Origin of the sequence: Rossellomorea sp. NPDC071047 (assembly GCF_050270195.1) — a bacterium.
GTDB lineage: Bacteria > Bacillota > Bacilli > Bacillales > Bacillaceae_B > Rossellomorea.
On sequence record NZ_JBNNJT010000002.1, the window covers coordinates 653661 to 676916 of the forward strand.

General features: G+C 43.1%; 24 protein-coding genes and 1 pseudogene. 16 read left to right on the plus strand and 9 right to left on the minus strand.

Going from position 1 to position 23256, the window contains the following annotated elements; genetic code table 11:
• Positions 1–169 precede the first annotated feature (169 nt).
• The 5 genes from hflX (at position 170) to ACQKFO_RS11180 (ending at position 4644) form a co-directional block, all read left to right on the plus strand.
• On the plus strand, positions 170–1435 hold the full coding sequence (hflX, locus tag ACQKFO_RS11160; protein ID WP_427598703.1) for a GTPase HflX: 1266 nt from the start codon (positions 170–172) through the stop codon (positions 1433–1435).
• A 208-nt stretch (positions 1436–1643) separates the two neighbouring features.
• On the plus strand, positions 1644–2120 hold the full coding sequence (locus ACQKFO_RS11165; RefSeq protein ID WP_427598704.1) for a DUF2243 domain-containing protein: 477 nt from the start codon (positions 1644–1646) through the stop codon (positions 2118–2120).
• Positions 2095–2973: a cytochrome c oxidase assembly protein gene (locus ACQKFO_RS11170; protein WP_427598705.1), complete on the plus strand. Its 879-nt coding sequence runs from the start codon at positions 2095–2097 to the stop codon at positions 2971–2973. Before ACQKFO_RS11165 ends, ACQKFO_RS11170 begins: the two co-directional genes overlap by 26 nt.
• 68 nt (positions 2974–3041) lie before the next feature.
• Positions 3042–3326 (plus strand): thiamine-binding protein, encoded by a 285-nt coding sequence (locus ACQKFO_RS11175; RefSeq protein WP_427598706.1) that lies wholly within the window; start codon positions 3042–3044, stop codon positions 3324–3326.
• A gap of 214 nt (positions 3327–3540) precedes the next feature.
• Positions 3541–4644: a carbohydrate-binding protein gene (locus ACQKFO_RS11180; RefSeq protein ID WP_427598707.1), complete on the plus strand. Its 1104-nt coding sequence runs from the start codon at positions 3541–3543 to the stop codon at positions 4642–4644.
• Between the two features lie 226 nt (positions 4645–4870).
• On the opposite strand, the gene ACQKFO_RS11185 is transcribed toward ACQKFO_RS11180, so the two are convergent.
• The 3 genes from ACQKFO_RS11185 to ACQKFO_RS11195 all read right to left on the minus strand — a co-directional run bounded on the left by ACQKFO_RS11185 (position 4871) and on the right by ACQKFO_RS11195 (position 8066).
• Complete coding sequence (locus tag ACQKFO_RS11185) at positions 4871–6289, minus strand: alanine/glycine:cation symporter family protein (RefSeq protein WP_427598708.1); 1419 nt, start codon at positions 6287–6289, stop codon at positions 4871–4873.
• Positions 6290–6575: 286 nt separating this feature from the next.
• Entirely contained in the window at positions 6576–7679 is a 1104-nt protein-coding gene (locus ACQKFO_RS11190) for a DUF1648 domain-containing protein (protein ID WP_427598709.1), read from the minus strand.
• A 3-nt stretch (positions 7680–7682) separates the two neighbouring features.
• On the minus strand, positions 7683–8066 hold the full coding sequence (locus ACQKFO_RS11195) for a GntR family transcriptional regulator (protein ID WP_427598710.1): 384 nt from the start codon (positions 8064–8066) through the stop codon (positions 7683–7685).
• Positions 8067–8392: 326 nt separating this feature from the next.
• Here ACQKFO_RS11195 and ACQKFO_RS11200 point away from each other — a divergent pair, with 326 nt between their 5' ends.
• From ACQKFO_RS11200 to ACQKFO_RS11230, 7 genes are all read left to right on the plus strand, one after another.
• Positions 8393–8902 (plus strand): GNAT family N-acetyltransferase, encoded by a 510-nt coding sequence (locus ACQKFO_RS11200; protein WP_427598711.1) that lies wholly within the window; start codon positions 8393–8395, stop codon positions 8900–8902.
• A gap of 108 nt (positions 8903–9010) precedes the next feature.
• Positions 9011–10711, plus strand: coding sequence for a transglutaminase domain-containing protein (locus ACQKFO_RS11205; protein WP_427598713.1), 1701 nt, complete (start codon positions 9011–9013; stop codon positions 10709–10711).
• Positions 10668–11510 (plus strand): putative bifunctional diguanylate cyclase/phosphodiesterase, encoded by an 843-nt coding sequence (locus ACQKFO_RS11210; protein WP_427598714.1) that lies wholly within the window; start codon positions 10668–10670, stop codon positions 11508–11510. The genes ACQKFO_RS11205 and ACQKFO_RS11210 overlap by 44 nt, the downstream gene beginning before the upstream one ends.
• A gap of 124 nt (positions 11511–11634) precedes the next feature.
• Complete coding sequence (locus tag ACQKFO_RS11215) at positions 11635–11976, plus strand: zinc ribbon domain-containing protein YjdM (protein WP_427598715.1); 342 nt, start codon at positions 11635–11637, stop codon at positions 11974–11976.
• A gap of 155 nt (positions 11977–12131) precedes the next feature.
• Positions 12132–12710, plus strand: a complete 579-nt coding sequence (locus ACQKFO_RS11220; RefSeq protein WP_427598907.1) for a DUF402 domain-containing protein — start codon at positions 12132–12134, stop codon at positions 12708–12710.
• Complete coding sequence (locus tag ACQKFO_RS11225) at positions 12637–13737, plus strand: hypothetical protein (RefSeq protein ID WP_427598716.1); 1101 nt, start codon at positions 12637–12639, stop codon at positions 13735–13737. The genes ACQKFO_RS11220 and ACQKFO_RS11225 overlap by 74 nt, the downstream gene beginning before the upstream one ends.
• A complete protein-coding gene (locus ACQKFO_RS11230; RefSeq protein WP_427598718.1) occupies positions 13734–14450 on the plus strand; it encodes a sulfite exporter TauE/SafE family protein in 717 nt (238 codons plus the stop codon). The genes ACQKFO_RS11225 and ACQKFO_RS11230 overlap by 4 nt, the downstream gene beginning before the upstream one ends.
• 70 nt (positions 14451–14520) lie before the next feature.
• Here the strand turns inward: ACQKFO_RS11230 and ACQKFO_RS11235 are convergent, their stop codons facing one another.
• The gene (locus ACQKFO_RS11235) at positions 14521–14874 is read right to left on the minus strand and encodes a DUF488 domain-containing protein (protein WP_427598719.1); all 354 of its coding nucleotides are present in this window, start codon (positions 14872–14874) and stop codon (positions 14521–14523) included.
• A gap of 234 nt (positions 14875–15108) precedes the next feature.
• On the opposite strand from ACQKFO_RS11235, the pseudogene ACQKFO_RS11240 reads away from it, so the two are divergent.
• Positions 15109–15279: pseudogene (locus tag ACQKFO_RS11240) on the plus strand (Lrp/AsnC family transcriptional regulator); the annotation flags it as partial.
• A 10-nt stretch (positions 15280–15289) separates the two neighbouring features.
• The gene (locus ACQKFO_RS11245) at positions 15290–15913 is read left to right on the plus strand and encodes a LysE family translocator (protein WP_427598721.1); all 624 of its coding nucleotides are present in this window, start codon (positions 15290–15292) and stop codon (positions 15911–15913) included.
• 85 nt (positions 15914–15998) lie between these two features.
• Here ACQKFO_RS11245 and ACQKFO_RS11250 read toward each other — a convergent pair whose 3' ends face one another.
• Complete coding sequence (locus ACQKFO_RS11250; RefSeq protein WP_427598723.1) at positions 15999–16331, minus strand: winged helix-turn-helix transcriptional regulator; 333 nt, start codon at positions 16329–16331, stop codon at positions 15999–16001.
• A 130-nt stretch (positions 16332–16461) separates the two neighbouring features.
• On the opposite strand from ACQKFO_RS11250, the gene ACQKFO_RS11255 reads away from it, so the two are divergent.
• Both ACQKFO_RS11255 and ACQKFO_RS11260 read left to right on the plus strand, forming a co-directional pair.
• Positions 16462–16956: a lactoylglutathione lyase family protein gene (locus tag ACQKFO_RS11255; RefSeq protein WP_427598725.1), complete on the plus strand. Its 495-nt coding sequence runs from the start codon at positions 16462–16464 to the stop codon at positions 16954–16956.
• A 119-nt stretch (positions 16957–17075) separates the two neighbouring features.
• The gene (locus ACQKFO_RS11260) at positions 17076–17531 is read left to right on the plus strand and encodes a GNAT family N-acetyltransferase (RefSeq protein WP_427598726.1); all 456 of its coding nucleotides are present in this window, start codon (positions 17076–17078) and stop codon (positions 17529–17531) included.
• Positions 17532–17597: 66 nt separating this feature from the next.
• Here ACQKFO_RS11260 and brnQ read toward each other — a convergent pair whose 3' ends face one another.
• From brnQ to ACQKFO_RS11280, 4 genes are all read right to left on the minus strand, one after another.
• Entirely contained in the window at positions 17598–18923 is a 1326-nt protein-coding gene (brnQ, locus tag ACQKFO_RS11265; RefSeq protein WP_427598727.1) for a branched-chain amino acid transport system II carrier protein, read from the minus strand.
• 298 nt (positions 18924–19221) lie between these two features.
• Positions 19222–20640, minus strand: a complete 1419-nt coding sequence (locus tag ACQKFO_RS11270) for an NAD-dependent succinate-semialdehyde dehydrogenase (protein WP_427598728.1) — start codon at positions 20638–20640, stop codon at positions 19222–19224.
• Positions 20641–20661: 21 nt separating this feature from the next.
• Positions 20662–22050: a hypothetical protein gene (locus ACQKFO_RS11275; RefSeq protein WP_427598729.1), complete on the minus strand. Its 1389-nt coding sequence runs from the start codon at positions 22048–22050 to the stop codon at positions 20662–20664.
• 51 nt (positions 22051–22101) lie between these two features.
• On the minus strand, positions 22102–23250 hold the full coding sequence (locus ACQKFO_RS11280) for an iron-containing alcohol dehydrogenase (protein WP_427598730.1): 1149 nt from the start codon (positions 23248–23250) through the stop codon (positions 22102–22104).
• Positions 23251–23256 lie beyond the last annotated feature (6 nt).

The following is a 23256-nucleotide window of genomic DNA, read 5'->3' on the forward strand; positions in this document are numbered from 1 at the left end:
AATTGAATACTTGCCGAGTGTTGCTATAGGGTTTTTTTGTAAAAAAAGCCTTGAAGAAAATGCGGTCTTCTTCACCCGCCACCGGTTTATTCAAATCCATTTACAAAAAGCACAGGCAGAGGCCTGTGTTTTTTTCTGTACACACTAAAAGATAGGAAGTGACGAAGTAATGGAAGAACGTTTAAAAGCAATCGCCATAGGCGTTAATACAAAGGATAAAAATAATGACTTCGAATATTCGATGCTTGAGTTAAATGGTTTGGCAGAAGCGAGGCATATGGATGTGGTCGGTGAATTGACTCAAAACCTTCCCCGTCCGAATCATGTTCATTATATTGGTAAGGGGAAGATCGAGGAGCTCCTGCCACTTATTGAAGAGTGGGAAGCGGAGGTACTCATTTCGAATGATGAGCTGTCTCCTTCGCAAATTCGTGTACTGGAGGAGAAGCTCGATATTCGGGTAATGGACCGGACGATGTTGATTCTCGATATCTTCGCAGAACGTGCGAAAACCCGGGAAGCGCAACTTCAAGTAGAGGTAGCTCAATTGCAATACATGCTCCCGCGTCTTATAGGACGCCGTGAATCACTGGGGCGTCAAGGCGGCGGCTCAGGACTTGCGAACCGTGGTGCGGGTGAAACGAAGCTCGAGCTTGATCGACGTAAGATTGAAGAGAAAATCACAGCGTTGAATAAAGAGCTGGATTCCCTCGTCGACTTGCGAAGTACCCAGCGTAAGCAGCGTCGAAAGAGTGAGATACCGGTCGTATCCCTTGTCGGATACACAAATGCAGGGAAGTCTACGACTATGAATGCTTTCGTAGAAAAATTCCATCCAAACGAGAATAAACAAGTATTTGAAAAGGATATGCTGTTTGCGACTCTTGAAACATCGGTGAGAAATATCACCTTACCGGACAAAAAGGCATTTCTCCTGACAGACACGGTTGGATTCGTTAACAAACTGCCCCATCAGTTGGTCAAAGCGTTCCGTTCTACACTTGAAGAAGTCGTGGAGGCTGATCTCATCATTCACGTGGTTGATTATTCCGATCCTCACTACGAGAAATTGATGAAGGTGACTGATAAAACCCTTGAAGAACTTGGTATAGGTGATACACCAGTCATCTATGCGTTTAACAAAGCTGAACTGATGGAAGAAGAGATACCCAGAGTGGAAAAGGACCGCATTTATTTTTCTGCAAAAAATAGAATTGGGATCGACGAACTGCTTCAAGTGGTGAGAAGTTATATTTTTAAAGACTATAAACGTTGTCAAATGCTGATCCCATTTGACAAAGGACATTTAATTTCTTATTTTAATGAACAGGCAAATGTATTGGAAACAGAATATGAAGAAACCGGGACGAAAATGATTCTTGAATGTAAGGTAAGTGACTTTGAAAAATATCAGCAGTTTGTCATTCAAGAATAACCGGGAAAAACAGGACTTTTTCTAATCAAAAGGTCCTGTTTATATTTTAATACTATAGCAAGGATTTTCCTATAAAGCTTGGATTTAATAAGGTTAGACCGGAATCCTGATGCATCTACTGAACCCTTTAGACACCCTTATGAAAAGTTTACCCCCACAAAGGAAAGGGTAGAATGGCTAATAATTTACAAAGGAGGCTCCTGTAACCATGATAGCCAACTATACAAAATCGTCTTCAATCCGCAATTTGTGGTCCGGTATCTTATTTGGGATGGGAATCGTGGCATTTATCGATGAGACAGTATTCCACCAGTTGCTTCATTGGCATCATTTTTATGACAAGTCCACCACAGCTATAGGGCTTGTATCTGATGGTTTTTTTCATGCGTTTAGCTGGTTTGCTACAATCGGCGGGTTGTTTATGTTTGCCGATTTACGCCGAAAAAAAGCGTTATGGGTGAAGAGATGGTGGGGAGGCATTTTGCTTGGTGCAGGAGGTTTTCAATTGTATGACGGGACCGTGCAGCATAAGCTGATGGGTATTCATCAAATACGTTATGTAGAAAATGTCCTTGTGTATGATATTGTCTGGAATGTGATTGCGGCTGCTATGATTCTTGCAGGATCCGTAATAGTTGTTAATACTGGATACAAAAAGAATGAGACTGTTGCCAATGCACGCTGATCATCCTATCGTACACGTATCTCAAGACTTCGGAGCGGTTTCTCAGATTCTTCTAGCTATTCCTTTAGTAGTTGTATTGGTACTGTATCTGCTAGCTGTGATCGCTTCCAATCGTAAGCATAAAAAATGGCCAATCTCCCGTACAATTCTATGGATCATCGGTGTCTGCTGTGCATTAAGCGCTGTATCAGGACCATTGGCTCATCGGGCACATATTGAGTTTACTTCCCATATGCGTGGTCATTTGCTCCTTGGAATGTTGGCCCCCCTCCTCATGGTACTCACTGCACCGGTAACACTAGTTCTTCGGACGGTTCATGTCACCATGGCCAGGAGGCTTTCACGAGTACTGAAAAGCCGTTTTATGGGGATTATCAGTGACCCCATTGTCGCTGTCATCCTCAATGTGGGAGGGCTTTGGGTTCTTTACACAACCAGTTTGTACGCAGCTATGCATCAATACTTTCTCCTTTATTTATTCATACATATCCATGTTTTTCTGGCTGGATATTTATTTACGATTTCCATGATTTATATTGATCCTGCGCCACATAGAACCGGCTTTATTTACAGAGGGACTGTATTGATCCTTGCCTTGACCGGTCATGGCATTTTGTCGAAATACATATATGCCCACCCTCCAGCCGGTATACCCTGGGAACAGGCACAGAGTGGCGGGATGCTTATGTACTATGGCGGAGATATGATCGATTTAATCCTGATCATTATCTTCTGTTACCAGTGGTATAAGGCAGCCCGACCTAGAGCCGATGCTGGAAAGGGTATGAGCAGTAAGAATTTCTTGGGTACGTTGGACATTGAGGAACAGAGAAGTTCGAGTACATTTCGGTAAAATTCTACATGTTTATTCTTTTGTGTAGGAGGTAGAAGTATAGAACTAGTCTAGAAAGGAGCATACAGATGCCAACATTAACTGTAGGATTTCAAACCATGCCAAACGGAAAAGACGTGGATACACATGGCGTTATCCCGAAAATGATTGAAGTGGTAAAAGAATCAGGCTTAACATACGAAGTTGGCCCGATGGAAACGGTGGTCGAAGGTGATTATGATAAAATTATGAGCGTCATTAAAGAGACCCAGGAAGTAGGGATACAACATGGGGCAACCGAGGTTTTCACAAATATTAAAATGCATTATAAATCGGACGGAGTATCAATCGCAGACAAAAAGAAGGATGTTTGAAACCCCACTTGATTATTAGCACCTATGTTATAGGTGCTAAATTTTTTTGGGGGAAAGAATGGATATTTCTTTTATTAGAATATCTTCCTGTAACAGAGTTCTAAAGCCTTTATATTCTTTTCAAAGTTTAAGAAGAGGTTATTCATTGACAAGTATTGTACATGCTCCTTCATCTGGGCTTCTGCATAAAGTAAATGCAGAGGAGGGATGCAGTATGTTTTTTCCACGACGATATCCTGTGATACCATATGATGTTCAACAAGAATGCTATCCGTATTGGCCAGAAGTCAGAAATCATTATGAAGATGGTCTTTTACCACATACTTATCAACAGTATTATCCGGTCAACGAACAACAACGTGAGTTCACTTATTATCCACAACAGGTGAACTATTATGATCCTTATCAAGGATTCTATGAACAACCTGTCTACGAAGATCCATTTGATTGGCGGGCAAGCTGGAGGGAATGGGAGGACCTTGGGGCACCTCCGCGGGGGATGAAGGGTTCACCGGCGGTTGCTTCCTGGCAGGCGAACCGGCTGGATACATTTGTTCGAGGTGAGAATGACAGAATGTATCACAAATGGTGGAATGGTTCCCGTTGGAGTAATTGGGAGGATCTTGGTGCGCCAAGGAGAGGTTTAAGGAGTTCCCCGGCTGCTGTGTCGTGGGGATCGAACCGAATTGATACGTTTGTCAGAGGGAATCGGGATACTCTATGGCATAAATGGTGGGATGGCTCGAGGTGGAACGATTGGGAAGACCTTGGGGGACCACCAGGTGGATTCAAGGGTGACCCGACGGTTGCATCATGGCAAGCAAATCGTCTAGATGTTTTCGTGCAAGGGAATGACAACAATCTCTGGCATAAATGGTGGGACGGAAGACGATGGAGCCAATGGGAAAACCTTGGAGCACCAAGAGGCGGCTTGAGGGATTCACCAGGTGCTGTATCCTGGGGACCGAATCGAATCGATTGCTTCGTAAGAGGAAACAATGACCGGATGTGGCATAAGTGGTGGAACGGTTCCCGCTGGAGTAACTGGGAGGACCTGGGCTCACCGCCTAGAGGATTTGAAGGCGCTCCTGCTGCATCATCATGGGCTGCGAATCGGCTCGATACCTTTGTCCGAGGAGACAACAACAATATGTGGCACAAATGGTGGAACGGTTCCCGGTGGAGTAACTGGGAAGACCTTGGAGCACCAAGGGGAGGCGTTCGTTCTTCACCGGGAGCTGTGTCTTGGGGCCGTAACCGGGTGGATGCCTTTGTGAGAGGCAGAAATGATCATATGTGGCATAAGTGGTATGAGTGATAGATGGAACCGTCCCTGTGTTAATAGGGACGGTTTTTTCTTTTAAATGAAAGTGAAGGAATTGACAAAGTTTATGTCCACATGATGGGAAAGTGGGTACTCTACCAAATTTGGAAGGGAGAAAAAGGCTTGATTTTTAAATTGGGTGAAGAAGTTTATCAGTAAACATGAAATTATACAATAAAAAGAAAACCCGGCATGATCATAAATCACGCCGGGCTACTTTTTAACTGGCTTTCTTTCTCGGTTGAGCTTCCATCATTGGCATGTACTCATTGAAGTAATGATTCGTTTCACGGACGATGACCTTATAAAGTAAAATAAGGGCGATCAAGTTCGGAATCATCATCAACGCATTAGACATATCAGCAAATGCCCAAACGAGCTCCAGGTTCGCAACGGCACCAAGTCCGGTTGCTAAAATGTATATGAGTCTGTAGGAGTTAGCAAAGCGATAATTCGTCAAATACTCGAAGCATTTCTCTCCGTACATATACCATCCGACGATCGTCGAGAATCCGAAGAAGATGACGGAGAACGATACGATGTATTCCCCGACAGTACCGAGGGCGTGTCCAAATGCCGCACTAGTCAGTGCTCCGCCGTCAAGGCTTGGTGAATGCTCGACACCCGATATCGCTCCGCCTGTCGGATCCCAGAAGCCTGTGATCAGGAGGACCAGCCCCGTCATCGTACAGACGACGATTGTTACAATGAACGTACCCGTCATAGCGACAAGGGCCTGCTTAACCGGATGATCGGTTTTCGCGTTACCTGCAATCAATGCAGCCGTACCAAGACCAGCTTCATTGGAGAAAATCCCACGTGAAACCCCGCTGCGGATCGCTTCACTGATTATGATTCCAGTGAAACCTCCAGCGGCAGCCACAGGATTGAACGCATAATAGAAAATCATTTCAAATGCCGGAATGATCATGTCATAATTTAATACGATGATGATCATTGAACCACCAATGTAAAGGAATGCCATGATCGGTACAAAGAAGGAAGCGACGGTACTGATCCGTTGAATCCCTCCAAAGATGATCAAACCTGTCAGGACAGCCAAAACGATTCCTGTTACGACATTGTTAATTTGAAAGCTTGATGTCATGACGTCTGCAATCGTATTGGACTGTACGCTGTTTCCTATTCCCAGGGCAGCAAATGCGCCGAATAAAGCGAAGGCAACAGCAAGCCACTTCCACTTGCTTCCGAGGCCTTTTTCTACGTAATACATCGGCCCGCCGGAGTATTCTCCGTTTTTATTTTTTACACGGTATTTCATGGCAAGCAAAGCTTCTGCGTATTTCGTCGCCATTCCGAGAAGGCCGACAACCCACATCCAGAAGATGGCCCCGGGTCCGCCAATCGTCAATGCCGTCGCAACCCCGGCAATGTTTCCGTTACCGATTGTCGCTGACAAAGCAGTCATCAACGTTTTGAAGTTACTGATATCCCCTTCCGATTTGTCAGCAGAAGAAGAGGGTTTTTCTTTTGTAAAAGCAAGTTTAAAGGCATACAATAGCTTTCGGAACTGTAGCCCTCTAAGCATAAACGTTAAGAAAAGGCCTGTCCCAAATAACAGTACTAAACTTGGTGTCCCCCATAAAAATGAATTAATCTTGTCTAGCACATCTAACATAGAATCCTCCTTGTCATCTCATGTTGTAAACGTTTTCTTTGTGAGTTTCCATCTACTATTTATATAGTATTCCGAACAATCTGTCCATAATAAAAGTCGAATTTCCAGAGATTGAGCCTTTTTTAGTAGGAGGAGTAGTTGGAGGGACGGACCTCGGATTCAATCACAAGAAAAAGGTGTCCCAAGTGTTATTGAAGGGGGAAATCGCGTAACAAAAGGGACGGACCCTCTTCGCTGAACGTAGATGTAACTTTATCGCTCAGTTTGAGAGGTCCGTCCCTCACCGTTATATCAGTGTAATGAGTACTATCACGAGCAGCGGTCCTACCAGAATGAGGTATCCCAGTGGTCTGGCGAAGTTCAGGGTCCAGCCTACTCCGAAGCGTTTTTCGACGAAGATGGAGGGGTCTTCAGGGTTGAAATAGAAGAGGCCTCCTTTCCAGTATTGATCGTCATCTGCATTGATCACTTCGCCGGTACCTTCATCGATGACTTCTACGTCCAAGTCTGAATCCTTTTTACCGACCTTGATGGCCATAAGGACCGTCCCTATCAAGACAAGCGCAGAGAAGGTCAGTGGCATGGTGATGATCAGCAGGTCATTGACGCTATTTTCATACAGGGTTGTGAATTGGAGAAATGTAAATAGCATGCTTATCATAACGGAGATGAAGAATAACAGCCAGCTTGTGTACTTTCGCAGACGGAGCTGTCGGACACGTGATGCTTTTATATTTCCTGCACTCAGCTTGATCCCGGAATTCCTTGTAAGTTCATTGACCCCTAGGAACATTGTATTCATCACGAGTAATACAAGTGGCAGGGTCAAAGCAGACAGATAGGTTTTGGTAGTAAATGAATCCGGCTTGCCATCGGGTCCCCAGTGAGTAGGAATCTGGTCCGGCAAATTATTGTAATTCACTAATGTAAACACCATTAAACCAGCGGTGATCACCATGGGGACTACATATACTATCCAGGGCAGCATTTCATCTCTCGTTCTTAAGTTCAATTCTGAAACTTTCACCTGTTTGCGATCCTTGAACCATTGCTTTTCCCGTTTCAGTGTTGTCACTTTCATATGAAAATAGAAATAAAGAGACATCGAAATAAATAGTATGACGAAAGGCAGTAATAATCCTGCTAGAATGAGGTGATTTTCTGTGGATGGAATGTTTTTTGACCAGATAAAATAGAGAGCCAATGCCGCAATTGAAATGAAAAACGTTAAGATTGCATAGAGTTTTTTGTAATGTAGCAATTGTTCGTTCCGTATTTCATCAACAGGTATCGTTACACCAAAAACCACCGTTCGTTTTACGATAAAAGGAATGGTAATTTGCAGAACCATCAAAAATCCCACCGTGCCGAATAAAAGCGCCATTTCCATTTGTTACTCCCCCTTAACCTTTAGCATAATAGATGTAACTAATTCTTGAATTTCTTTTTCACTCATGCCGATTACCATAGATTCCACTACAATCGGCCGCAATTCTTCTGATATCTGCTCCAATCGGGCTGGCGGAATCTCTCCCTCAGATGGTGGACAAATAACAGCCCCGGACTTTGGCACGATCCGGATCACACCCTTGCTTTCCAATTCATGATAGCTTTTATTCACCGTGTGCATGTTTACGCCCAAGTCACCGGCAAGGCTGCGAACGGACGGGAGGATATCACCTGGAACTAATTCCCCGCGAACAATCCCCTCCATGATTCCATTCCTGACCTGAGTATAAATCGGTATATCTGATTGAGGTTCTATTTGGATAAACAAGGATTCACCTCCTAGTTTGTTATATGTTTAGTATAACAGAATTGTTCTAGTTTATGTAGAACAACAACCGTTTTTTCCAAAAAAAGTTAGATTATTGAAGAGTCGCTCGTTATAATTTGATTATATGAAAAAGAGAATGAGGAATTATGAAAAGTAAAAAACTCGCAGGTTAAAAGAATAGTAGTTTAGAAAGATGCATGAATCATAAGGTGAACTAATAGCGATCAACATCCATACCTTGTCATCAAATCTGACAAATAGATTGCAAAAACTAAATTAGACCACTGTAATAAAGACTGGAAGATATGCTAAGGAGTGAGATGTTCATGAGGAATCAAGGCCTGAAAATCGTAGAACTGAAAACGATAGAACAGCACATGGAGGAACTGTCTGAATTATTAATGAAAGTAGTGGATGATGGTGCTTCCATTGGTTTTTTATCCCCAATGGCTCGCGCTGCAGCGATGGACTTCTGGCAACATGCACTGAAGCCTCATGTGATTTTATTTGTAGCCTGGGTGGATGAAACTATTGCAGGAACCGTGCAGCTTCATCTATGTACGAAACAAAACGGTACCAACAGAGCCGAAATCGCAAAAATGATGGTCCATTCCAAATTCCGCCAAAAAGGAATTGCCCGGTCACTCATGCAAACGGCGGAGAAAAGAGCGAAAGAAGAGGGACGGACCTTGCTCATCCTGGATACGGTAGAAGGGGCACCTTCTAATCATTTGTATAAATCACTTGGATACATTCAGGGAGGGCGGATTCCCGACTACGCAGCTTCACCTTTTGGGGAATTAGAGGCAACCATTATCTACTACAAACAGGTTTAAAAGACTGCGAGAATAAAATAATAAGAGGGACGGACCTCAAATCTTCAAACCACTCCATTTTCAGGTGATTATGAATGTTTAGAGGTCCGTCCCTCCAAGGAGGAAAACATGCAGAGGAAAAATCCCTTTTTGTTTCTGTTGTTTGGTTTGTTAATAAGTTTCTTGTTCCTGACGGCATGCAGTAATTCAAGTGCCAACGGAGAAGAAACGAAGGCGGATAAGAAAGTAGAAGATCTGTATGAAAAGGAAAAGAATGAAATGGACGATGAAATTGGTGAAATGGAGCCACTTCAATTAACTTCCTACAGCGAGGAAATCGGCGTCACAATGAATGAACCGTCATACAAGGAATTTGCGGCAAATGGGCAAGTGACCGTTGATGGGGAAATTGAACAGCATTCAGAGTTGAAGTCGGAATACGCCTGGATCAAGGTTAGGGCAAGCGAAGAAGGCCCTGCGGGGAATCAGCTCGAATACTACACTCCCATCAAAGACGGCAAGTTCAAACAGGAGATCCATTTTTTCAATGGAGAAGGAGAGTATAGTGTGTCCGTTCAGCTGCCAAGCAAGGATCGTGAAAATTATTACTATGATACAGCTTCCTTCACGGTTCATAATGTGAATCCTGACATAATGAGGGATGTGACGCTCACACCATTCGGCCAGGATGCCGCCTTGTCATTGAGTTCTGAATCAAGCTTTATTAAAGGCAATGAAATCTTTCCATTGAAAGGAGAAGCTGCTAACCTGACGGATGAAGACACCATCATGCTCAGGTTAAAGAAGGATTCTCAAAACTGGACCCATGTCATTCCCGTTAAAAACGGAAAATTCAGTTATGATGTTCCTTTATTTTTCGGAAAAGGAAAACACGAGCTTGAGGTACTGGTACCGGATGAAGAGCGTGAAAGCTACTACCAGACGGCCACGACTCTAATCATTGATAATGAATCTGTTAGGGTGATGAGTCCGATTGAGTACGCTGATAAATATCGTGAGCGTGGCGTAACTCTGGAATCTCCTCAATTTGGCGGTGAGAAGTCGGATGGTGTTTACTCTATCAAAGGGAGCATCGATCCTAAAGCTGAATTCGGTCCGGAAACGACGCATATTTATATCACCACGAAAAAAGGGGAGGACGAAGCTCTGGATGTTATACCTGTAGATGATTTTACCTTTGAGGATTCCTTTTATCTCCGGTTTGGACCAGGTACTTATGAGGTGACCCTCAGCGTACCTGAAATCAAGGAGGAGAATAGCGATTATTTCAGATTTTTCGGTTTTGCGAAGTTTGAAGTGGAATCGACAGGTGAAGACAAGCGGGACCTGCTGCCTTCCCGTGGGGTACAGTCAGATGCGCAGGAAATCAAGGAGCAGGCGAAAACCGTCACAGCCGGGCAAACTAGCGACAGGGATAAGGCGAAAGCGATCTATGATTATGTAGCAAAAAATGTTTCCTATGACGTTGAGAAATATGAATATGACGACTTTAACTGGGATGATAGTGCATTAAAAACACTGGAAACCAGAACGGGTGTGTGTCAGGACTACGCCTACCTGGCGATTGCCCTGCTTCGAGCCAGTGACATCGAGGCGCGATTTGTTGAAGGGAGAGCAGGGGGGATTTTCCCGGGAAGGCATGCCTGGGTGGAAGCGAATCTTGATGGGGAATGGGTCACCCTGGATCCGACATGGGGATCAGGCTATTTAAAGGACGGTAAGTTTGTACCGGCTTTCAATGAGGATTATTTTGATCCGGATATGAATGAATTTAATAAGACGCATACACGGACAGGTGTGTCGTATTAGAAATGAATCATATAAAGGGACCGGCTCATTAAGAAAAGTATTGGAGCTTGAACAATTGACTCTCCATTATCAGCCAAAGGTGGATCTGGAAACTCTGGACATCATAGGTGTGGAAGCTTTGGTCCGCTGGGAACATCCGGAACTTGGAATGATCCCTCCGAGTGAATTTATTCCATTGGCAGAAGAGACGGGATTGATCATTCCGATCGGGGAGTGGGTTCTTCGGGAGGCTTGTCGACAAAGTCAGGAGTGGGAAATGAGCGGATTAGGCATCATTCCTGTTGCAGTTAATATATCTGTCAGACAGATAAAGGATGATGGATTTGTTGACATGGTAAAAGAAACCTTATCATGCCTTCAGTTTGACCCAGATCGACTTGAGCTTGAAATAACCGAGAGTATCATGCAGGACTTCGAAAAATCAACGAAAGTTCTCAATAAGTTGAAGAAGCTTGGAGTTATCATTTCCATGGATGACTTTGGAACTGGTTACTCTTCTTTGAATAATTTAAGGCATTTACCGATTGATAGTATTAAAATAGATAAATCGTTCGTAGATGATATCATGGAAGATTCAAATCAAGTATCAATCGTAAAAGCGATTATTGATATGAGTCAAAATATGAACTTTACTACTATTGCTGAGGGAATTGAAACAGAAAATCAAGTCTTGTTCCTGAAACGGAATGCCTGTAAGGTAGGTCAGGGATACCACTTTAGCCGTCCATTGCCTGGACCATTATTAGAAAAGTTTCTGGTGGAGTGGGGAAGGGAACATACTGAACGTGTTTGGCTGTGACGAAAACGCTTTGACTAAAAGGATGAAGGAAAATAATATATAACTCGCAGTGGGTCAGGTATAATGGAATGCGATGTCTTTTACATTGAACATGAATAAACAATCATTGGAGGAAATGAACACGATGTCAGAATGGCCAAATTGCCCAAAGTGCAACTCAGAATACACGTATGAAGATGGGAGCCTGTTCGTCTGCCCCGAGTGCGCTCATGAATGGACAACAAATGCAGCAACAGAAACGGCTGAAGAAGAAAATGTGGTCAGAGACTCAAACGGAAATCTCTTAGCCGATGGTGACTCCGTTTCGGTCATTAAAGACCTGAAAGTAAAAGGAAGCTCATCCGTCCTCAAGATGGGAACCAAAGTCAAAAACATCAGACTCGTCGAAGGAGACCACGACATCGACTGCAAAATCGACGGCTTCGGAGCCATGAAACTAAAATCCCAATTTGTGAAAAAGATATAATGCGTGAGTAATCTGAGAGGGACGGACCTCTGATGAGCGATTAACCAGATGGTTTGCTTATCTGAGGTCCGTCCCTCTTTCAGATTTACAGAAATGATAAACTTAAACAGCAGGTAATCAGAGTTTAGGAGGGATGAATGGTGAATGAGAATGCAATGGGCAGCCCCCTTCGGGTTGGTGCCCCGATTATAGAGAGAAAGATAGGTTATAACGGTAAATTGGTGGAACATCATTGCCGGCTCTTGAAGGCGGGAGTTGAAGACGTGGTCCTTTTTCATAGAATAAAAGATGCCTTTACCATGACGACAAACCAATCAAGCTTAACCATTCCTGAGGGTAGCTACACCTTGGCGTACTATTGGAAGGACCGCGCTTATAATGTGTATGTTTGGAGAAATCATAGGGGTGAGTATTTAGGGGCATATTTTAATATTGTCAGAAATACGAACATAGACAATGAAGTAGTGTCTTTCGAAGATCTTATCATAGATGTCCTCGTATTTGACGATGGAAACGCTTCTGTTCTGGATGAAGAGGAGCTACCCGTTTCCATTGAGGAGTTTGAGAACGGGTATGTACTGGAGGAATTGCAATTATTAGTGGATGGTCTTGGGAGTTTTCTTCCAAAGCTTATTTCTGAGACAAGGGTTCATTTTCCTCATGATGATCTTATTAGTTGGCTTAGCGATTCAAAAGATAGAAGGGAGGCATCTGAGCAACAGGATGAAATTTAAAGAAAATGAAGAATTCATCAATCCGGCTTCAGGGGCCGTCATTATGGCTCTTGGAATCTTTCTTTATGCTGCTATTGATGCTTTTACATGGATCAACCACACCACTGGAAAAATACTGACTTTGTCCCTGATTGTGTTGGCTGCCATTATTTATAAATCCCTTTTCACGCAGTTGTTAAATAAACCATATAAATTTGCTATTTTAGGTAATCCTGTTCTTTCTTTCGTGATTGGATCGTGGGTTGCCGGCATTTCGGTTTTGAGTAATGTGATCGTCAAATATTTCCCTGGTATGTGCGTGGGTGTACAGGGCATTATGCTTATGAATACTCTTTTATGGCTATATTTTTTGGTAAACTGCTTCTACCACTTTAACGAGATCATGAAACGACCGACAGCGCATTCTACTCATGGAATTGTGTTGCTTTCTACCGTTGCTACCCAATCATTGGTGATATTTTGGGTGAAGGTTTTTCCTTCTCTTCCGGAGGGACTTCTGATTGCAGTGATGTCACTTGGAATCTTTTTTTACTTGATCGGTATGACATTGATTGTGCTTCGATATGCGAGGGGAAATCCTTGGACGATGATAGATGATTGGACGAGCACAAACTGTATCATTCACGGCGCTTTATCCATTACAGGTCTGGCAATCGTTTCTTCACAGCTGATGTCTGGAATGTTAATAATGATTTTTTGGCTCATTGTGTTTGTCCTCCTGTTAGGTGTTGAATTGATGGAGATGGTGAGAGCTGTCAAACGGATTCAGAAGCTGGGATGGAAAAAAGGGATTTTCACCTATCATATAAGCCAATGGTCGCGTAATTTTACCTTTGGAATGTTCTATGCCTTTACAATCACCATGCATGAAAATCCTCATTATTTGAATGCGTTTTACGATTTTCATAGAGGCTTCTTGCATTTTTGGGCGTGGATTGTGTTCCTATTTCTAATAACAGAAATTGGTCTATGGGCGGGATCGAATGGTTATCTATTAGAAAGAAAGATAGAGGAGAATGTTTCTTGAGTACGTTTATCTTGTTCATGGGCATCATATTATGTGCATCGATATTGCAAACTAGTACAGGTTTTGGATTTTCCATAATGGCAACACCATTTTTATTGCTCTTGTTTCCACCTAGAGAAGCGATACAGATTAATTTGATCTTATCCCTAGTGATCTCACTTGCGCTACTTGTGAAAATTAGAAGGGATATTGATTTTCCACTTGTGAAAAGGTTTGTGGTCGGGAGCATACCCGGTTTACCCCTGGGTATATTGGTTTTCACTCTTATTGATATGAGTCTCTTAAAGGTGTTAATCAGCCTGATCATCATAGTGCTGACGGTTTTACTTATCATGAAATTCCGCATCAGACAGTCCAAAATGCGGGACTTTCTGGCAGGGGGATGGTCTGGAGCACTGACCACGAGTATCGGTATGCCAGGACCACCCCTGCTTCTATATTTTTCAGGCACTGAGACAAGAAAAGAGAAACTTCGGGGAACAACCCTTGCCTTTTATTTGTTCATCTATCTCATCAGTTTAGGGATACAGGTGAAAGTGGCAGGTACTACTCTAACAGTTTGGAAATCAAGCTTGCAAGCATTACCAGTAGTAGCTATAGGTCTAGTGTTAGGACAAGCATTATTCAACAAAATCAATCAAAAAATCTTTCAGATCTTTACCTATCTACTACTGTTATTTACGGGAATCTTTCTGCTGATAGAAAACATGTAATTTCAGAGGGACGGACCTCCAATGAGCGAATTACCAAATGGTTTTCTGCTGATTCAGAGGTCCGTCCCTCTTACATATCGTCTAATACTTCTTTTAACACAACGGCATGGTTGTACTGCTCATCTTTTGCACCGTAGAGGAGGACTAAGCGTTCCTTAGCAGACATTTCCTTCAGTTCCTGTAGCTTCTTTAGTTTTTTATCTTGATTAAGTTCTTCTTTGTAGGCATTTTTAAATTCCTCGAACTTTTCCTGCTCATGATTAAACCATTTTCTTAAATGTGGGCTTGGGGTAATTTCCTTTATCCACTCATCCAAGTTGGCATCCTCTTTTGAAATTCCACGTGGCCATATTCGGTCAATCAAAATGCGATGACCGCCTAATTGGGGAGGTTCATCATAAATTCTCTTTAGAACGATAGACATTGATCTTCCTCCAATCTTTGTTCACTTACTATAAGGATAAATTGAATCGGAGGATGAAGCAAAGATCTTTTATCTTTAGTTTCTACGTAAAAGGTACATAAAGGATTAGAAACTACGCATATATTAAATGAATTACTTTATAGCCTGACCGACTTTTTCAAGGGGAAGCCGAATTGAAGGTCCGTCCCTCTTTTACGAAAAATAACATGAATGTAACATTTCGCCGGGGAGGATGATTATCTTTTGGAAATACGGAGTAGAAATACAATAGATCTGAATCGTGTCATCAGTCATGAAATCAAGAGCCTGCCGGCAAAAGCCGGAACCCAAACGGCAATTGTTATAGGTTTGTTCAAAGTGAGTTCGGGACTGCCACTACCACAACACAAGTTTTCTATAGAATAGCGGCAGGACCATGATTGATTATATTTTATTTTTTAAGAGTCTCATCATCGGAGTCACCATTGCTGTTCCTGTTGGTCCTGTCGGTATCTTATGTATTCAGAGGACATTGGCATATGGGAAAAGGACAGGTTTTGTATCGGGATTGGGGGCTGCCACTGCAGATGCACTATACGGCTTGGTAGCTGTCATGGGGCTTACGATTGTTTCCGACTTCCTTCTTGATCACCAGTTCTGGATTCAATTATGGGGAGGGGTGTTTCTATTCTTGTTGGGGTGGAAGACATTCACTTCACAGTCGGCACCATTTAAGACTGGTGAATCGTCGCAAACCATTTCTACTTTGAAAGGGTTTCTTTCAGTCTTTCTTTTGACCCTTACGAATCCGATGACAATCCTTGCGTTCATCGCCATCTTTGGTGTCTTTCGCGTAACCGGTTCTGATGGCAGTATCTTGTCCGCATTGCTCGTCGTTGTGGGTGTATTTTGCGGATCCGCATTGTGGTGGGGGACGGTTGCCATGGTAGGAGGATGGTTAAGCAGCCGTATTGAATCGGACTCGTTAACAATGATCAATCGGGTGGCGGGAATCATCATTACGATATTCAGTTCGTATATTCTCATTGACTTGATTTAATTTTTGATTTTGGAGGGACGGACCTCCAACCGTCCAATAAACCCCTAATTCCAACTATATAATGAATTAGAGGTCCGTCCCTCTCCTAAAACTCACCATGTTCCTTACCCCAGGCATGCATTTGCTTGAGAATGGGGATGAGGGTCATACCTAGTTCTGTCATGGAGTATTCTACTTTTGGGGGGATGGTATCGTACTGGGTTCGATTGATGAAGCCGTCTTCTTCGAGTTCTTTTAGTTGCTGGCTCAGTACTTTATGGGCCACACCAGGCAGTAACCTGCGCAATTCGTTGTACCTGAGCGTCCCGTCTGTCCCTAAATGCCAAAGAATGACGGTTTTCCATTTGCCTCCGATTTTCTTCAGTGTGTACTCGATGGAGCACTTCAATTTTCCTTCTTGATCGATGGGTGTATCCATATACGCTTCAGTCCTTTCTTACCTTAAGGTTAGTTTCTCACAAAAAAGTGCATTCTTACATTATGTAGCTCAGCTTCGTATAATGAAGACGTGTTAGATGAAACTAATCAAAAGAGGAGGAATATTGACGATGTTACCATATCCAAGATCGTTTTCACATATTGGACTATCCGTCCCGAATCTCGAAGAGGCAATTAAATTTTACACAGAGGTGTTCGGATGGTACACCATCATGGAGCCTTCAGATGTGGAAAATGATGATACTGCAATCGGGCAGATGTGCCGTGATGTATTCGGGAATGATTGGGAGAAATTCAGAATTGCACACCTGGCAACGGGTGATAAAATCGGAGTGGAGCTGTTTGAGTTCCCTCACAACGAAAAGCCGGAGAATAACTTCGAGTATTGGAAAACAGGACTATTCCATTTCTGTATCCAGGACCCCGATGTAGAAGGCATGGTTGAAAAAATCAAACAGCACGGCGGTAAACAGCGCATGCCGATCCGTGAATATTATCCTGGTGAAAAGCCTTATCGCATGGTGTATGTTGAAGATCCATTCGGGAATATTTTTGAGATTTACTCCCACAGCTACGAATTAACGTATTCAGATGGGGCTTATTGATCAATTATTAAGGGGCACGCTCGAAGCAGAGCGTGCTTTTTCATTTAAATAGAGGTTTTCCTTTCTCCATCAAGAAACCTATTAAGGTACTTCTATTCAGTAAAGAAAGGAAATCTACTATGAAAATAATGGCGTTACAAAAGAATTCAAGTATTTTTGAGGAAGCTGTGAAAGCGTTCTGGGAACAGTGGGGAAGTGAGGAAAATTACAGGTTCTATCACGATTGTATGTTCCATTCCTGCCGTACCGAAGAAGACTTACCGCGATTTTTTATTGCTTTACAGGAAGAACAAATTATTGGGACGTACGCTCTGCTCAGAAACGATCTGAATAGCAGGCAAGACCTGTTTCCGTGGTTTGCTTGCCTGTATATTGATCCGGATCATAGAGGGAAAGGGCTTGGTTCCTATCTCCTAGAGCATGCTTTACAGGAAGCCCATGAAAAAGGCTACAAACATCTATACCTAACAACGGATCTGGAAGGTTATTATGAAAAATATGGATGGACTCACACAACTGAAGCCATTGGACTGAGTGGTGGTTCCATGAATGTCTACCAAAAAGCAACAGATTAAACTTCCTGAAAATAAAAAAGCAGCAAGGTCTGAGTGAGAAAATCAACTCATTACCTTGTTGCTTTTTTAGAGGTCCGTCCCTCTCTTTAAAGGAAAGGTGATTTTCCTTTGGGACAGGTCTGCTATATAACCAATCACGACTACCAAGAGGGTAGGGAGGGTCCAGGCCAGGCCGTTTTCACTGAGGGGGAGGTATCCCAATATAGCCTGAATTCCTTCCATTTTAATTTCTAGCGTCAACAGCATTTCGTAAAAGGCAAATAATGTGGCGACTCCAACCCCATATACATACATTCTCTTACTTTCCCCAAAGAAATGCTGAAAGAGAGAGAGGACTACAAGCACTATAGCTACAGGGTAAATCAGAACGAGTAACGGTGTAGCGACTTTCAATATCAAATTCAGTCCAAGATTGGTAACGGCCAACCCGATGAGGATGAAAATCATAACGTAAGTCTTATATGAATACCTCGGAAAATTTTCATTAAAAAAACGTCCGCATGCATTGATGAGGCCGATACAAGTTGTTAAACAAGCAATCATCACTATGGCTCCAAATAACACATTCCCGCTGTATCCAAATAATTGATGAGAAGCAAGAACCAATATTTCCGCCCCATTTTGAAGTGGCTCTTCATGGGGAACAACACGACCGATCCATCCGAGTGAGAGGTATACCATGATTAAGCCGACTGCTGCAATCATACCTGAACTGATTGTTCCTCGTATCAGATCCCTTTTATCCGTCGCTCCTTTATCTTTCAATCCATTGATGATGACAATCCCAAAGGCAAGGGCTGCCACGGCATCCATGGTGAAGTAACCTTCCAGAAACCCTTTGAGAAACGGATCGGTTTGGAAGTTTTCTGTTGCTTGTGCGGCAGTATAATCAAAGATCATAAAGGCACGTACACATAATATCGCTAATACAATGAGCAGGGCAGGCGTTAAAAACTGTCCGACAAGATCAATCACCTTTTTTGGATTGATACTGAGTAAGTAGGTCAATCCGAAAAAGACAAGAGAGAATAAGAATAAGGGTAACCGTCCATCCACACTGATCATTTGCATAAATCCTAATTCATAGGCAACATTCGACGCCCTTGGAATACCGTATAGTGCTCCAATCGACATATAAATCACGATGGCGAACACCAGTCCAAAGACGGGATGGACCCGTTGGCCAATTGACAATAATCCGTTAGTGGATAACGAAACGGAAATGATCGTTAAAAAAGGCAGGAACACTGCTGTTAAAATAAACCCGGCAATTGCGGCGGCAAAGTAGCCTCCAGATTCCATTCCAAGATAAGGCGGGAATATTAAATTCCCTGCTCCGAAAAATAGAGAAAATAGCATAAAACCTGAAACCAGCACATCTTTCTTTCTCAAATAAAACCCTCCAAATCCTTACCAAACCATGATAGTTTCTATTGATTATTCTGATTATTTCAAATAAAAAAACCCGTCCCTGACCAGGGACGAGTCATATATTCTCGTCGTGGAATTTTATTAATAAACACAATCTAGCATAGGAAGAAAGCGCAGTCAATAAGTTTTCCTAATATAATATCAATTTCTATTTTTCTAGATTTGTGTAAAAATATCAATCGGTAAAAATTGTATTAAATGCAAATTTTATTGAGTTTAATCTAAAAAAGGCACACATGTAATTGTGTGCCTTCAAGGTTTACAACCCTAATGAAATATATTTAACTTCCAGATACTCCTCAATGCCATGATGTCCGCCTTCACGACCAAGGCCACTTTGCTTGAATCCGCCAAATGGCGCCTGCGGGGTAGAAGGTAATCCATCGTTCAATCCTACAATTCCATATTCCAATTGCTCACTGATTCGTATGCCCTTTGTAATATTTTCAGTGAATACATAAGCAGCAAGACCGTAGATGGAATCATTTGCCCGGTCGATGGCTTCTTCTTCTGTTTTAAACGTAGTGATTGGAGCAACAGGACCGAATGTTTCGTCTTTCATGCAAAGCATGTCATCATGTACGTTGGTGATGACGGTCGGTTCAAAGTATAGTCCGTTTTTGCCTTTTCCTCCGTAAACCACGGATGCTCCTTTGCTCACAGCGTCCTCCACATGCTTCTGAACTTTTTCTACAGCATTCTCATCGATTAATGGACCAATGTCCACACCTTCTTCAAGACCGTTACCGACTTTGAGATCCTTCACTTTTTCGACCAGTTTTTCGGTAAATGGATCAACAATGGACTCATGAACATAGATGCGGTTCGAGCAGACGCAGGTTTGACCTGCATTTCTGAATTTGGAGGCAATGACGCCATCGACGGCCTTATCCAGATCAGAGTCAGCCATTACGATTACCGGCGCGTGACCTCCAAGCTCCAATGATATTTTCTTTACGGTGTCAGCCGAACCTTTCATCAGGACCTTCCCGACTTCCGTTGATCCAGTGAAGGTCAGTTTCCGTACGCGTGTGTCTTCCATCCACGCTTCCCCGATGGATTTAGAATCGCCTGTCACCACGTTGATGACTCCTTTTGGGATGCCGGCTTCTTCTGCAAGTAACGCCATCTTTAAAGCGGTCAAAGGGGTTTGGTTTGCCGGTTTAATCACGACCGTACAGCCGGTGGCGAGTGCCGGTGCAACCTTACGTGTGATCATCGCGGCAGGGAAGTTCCATGGGGTGATGACGGCTACGACCCCGACAGGCTGCTTATGAACAAATAGACGTTTGTTTCGTTGAGTGGCGGGAATCTGTTCACCGTAGACACGCTTTCCTTCCTCAGCGTACCAGGAGATGAACCCGTTGGCATACTGGATTTCACCAAGCGCTTCCTTTAGTGGTTTCCCTTGCTCCATGGTCATGGTCCGGGCAAGGTCCTCTTTATTCTCATCAATTAAATCATACCATTTTCGAATGAGTTCACTTCGTTCATATGCAGAATATAGGGACCAGTCCTTGAATGCACCATAAGCCGCGTCAACAGCACTTGCAGCTTCTTTTTTGCCCCCATCAGGTATGGTTGCAATCACTTCTGAGGTGGCTGGGTTGGTCACATCCCTTTTTGAAAGATTCGCTCCGATTTGTTCTCCGTCTATGATCATATTGTAGTGTTGCATAGTGATCCTCCTTTAAATGTTTTATGAAATTTTCTTGGCATCTTTATTTTCCAGATCTTTTGTGAAGATTTCATCGTTCTCACCGCTGAAGAATTTTTTACCGTAAATCAATAAGCATAATAAAATTCCAACTGCGAAGGCCCAAGTGGCACCTTTGGTGGCGAGTACTGCCCCTATAACTCCGGCAATGCCAAGATCACGATGACTTCGGGATTCTAATATTCCTACGCGAACGCTTACATAACCTTGGATCAGCAAAGTCAAGGCAAGGGCGATACCTAGAATTGGTTGTACTAAACTTACAATAGGGAGAAGCAGGAGTCCAGTATTTGTACCCCATCTGAAGGATCCAGAACCTCCAAATATTGAATGCATAGCTTTTTTACCTTCTTTAAAGCGTTCAATTACGACAACTTGCATGGCTGCCCATAGTGGACCTGCCATTGTGACATCAGGACCAAGTATACTCATAATGGTGTTGCGTCCACCGAAGACCATATGGGCACGATTCGGATTGTAATCGATCTTTTCATCACGGCGCACATCGTCTGCTTCATCGATCAGTGCTTTACTTTGTAAAACGTCTCCGAATAGGACAATATAAGCGGCTAATACAGTGGGCAAGGCTGTTAGAAATAACATTGCCGGAGGGAAACCAAGCCCAAAGATGGTGTATTCACTCCAAAGTGTACCGAAGTCAGGGTTAATGAGCCCCCACTCAATCGATGGCCACGGTGCTTCTCCAAAGAGAGGTGCGATGATAACAGCGAGAATAATAATCGGAAAGATTCCCAGTTTTCCAATTAGTCCCCATAGTGCACTTTTGGCTTTCAGATGATTGAAGTGTTGAGAGAAAATAATATAAAAGGCAATCCCTACTGCGATGGAAATGGTCCATGGAAAGCTTTCGAAACGTCCACCAACCTGGAAGACAGAAATGATTGCTGCAAACCCTGCTCCTAATATCACCCCGGATTTAATCGCCGGGGGAACGAATGTAACGACTTTTTTCGCTAATCCTGTCACCCCTAGCAGGATCGATAGTAGTCCGAGTGTAAGCTGGAAAGCGACTAGTGCATGCACACGTTCCGGTCCTTCTGGAAATGCGGATACGTAAGCCATGATTAATGGAATTGCTGGTGTGATCCATCCGGGAACGACGGGATCGCCAAGTAAGTGATGGGTTAAATAGAGAATTCCATTCAACAGTACAACGGCTAATGCGACTTCAAAAGGCATGCCCAGAAGTTCGATCATTAAAGGGATCGCTGCTAAATCAACGGCACACATTAGCAAACCTTGGACATAATCCGGCCATTCAAATTTGTAGTGAATAAACGGGAGTCTTAATTTAAAAGGCCCCATTGGAATATATGGTGATTCCTCACCATCTTTTCGAGTTCTCCACATCCTATATACCCCTTTTCTTATTTTGATAACAATGAACTGAAATCCTTTATATTAATAAGCAGATTGATAGATTTGTTCAATTTCACTTTTGTTTAACTGACGTGGGTTATTGTTTAATAGTCTTTCAATCTTACTCGCATCTTCAGCCATATCGGAAAGTGCCTTTTCTGGGATATCAAAGGAACGTAATCCAGTCGGGATATTGACTGTGGTGCATAATCGTTTCATGGCATTCACGGCTTTATCGGCTGCTTCTGCGTCCGATAAGGAGCGAACGTTTTCTCCAAGTGCCGCCGCAATGTCTCTGAATCGCTCCATACAGGCAATTTTATTCCATTCCATGACATATGGAAGCAGGAGAGCATTACTGACTCCATGAGGAATATGATAACGGCCGCCTAACGGATAGGCGAGTGCGTGAACGGCACCGACTCCAGCATTACCAAAAGCCATACCGGCCATTAAGCTTGCAGTCGCCATTTTTTCACGGGCTTCCAAATGGTTAGGATTGGCGTACGCTTTTGGCAGATTCTCTGAAATCATTCGTATCGCAGAAATGGCCAACGCATCTGTTATGGGTGAAGCGTGAACCGAGATATATGCTTCTATGGCATGAACCAATGCGTCCACACCGCTTGCTGCTGTGACTGAAGGCGGCATGGTCAGCGTCATTTCCGGTGCGACAATCGCCACATCAGGAAGCAGGTAGTCACTCACGATTCCTTTTTTGAGCTGAGCTTCTGTGTCAGAAAGAATCGATATATTCGTTACTTCTGAACCTGTTCCAGCAGTTGTCGGGAGTGTGATGATGGGTGCGCCTTTTTGTGGAACAAGATCTGTACCGATCAGTTCTGACAGGCTGCCATCAAAACCTGCGTATACAGATACACTTTTGGCGATATCGATCGCACTTCCACCGCCGATAGCAATCAAGCCATCATGTTTCCCTTTTATGAAAACTTTCGTGCAATCTTCCACAATAGAGAGCTCAGGGTCAGGTTTAACGCCTGTGAATATTCCGAAAGTAAGCCCTTTCAAAAATGGGGTGATTTGATCAACCACTCCGACTTTTTGGAGGACTTCATCTGTGACGATTAGTGGGTTTTGAATGTGGAGGCGCTTGATTTCGTCGGGTAAAACTTCTGTTGCTCCTTTTCCTGTAACCAATTTGTTTGCAATTTTAAAAGTTGAGATTGTCATGAAAAG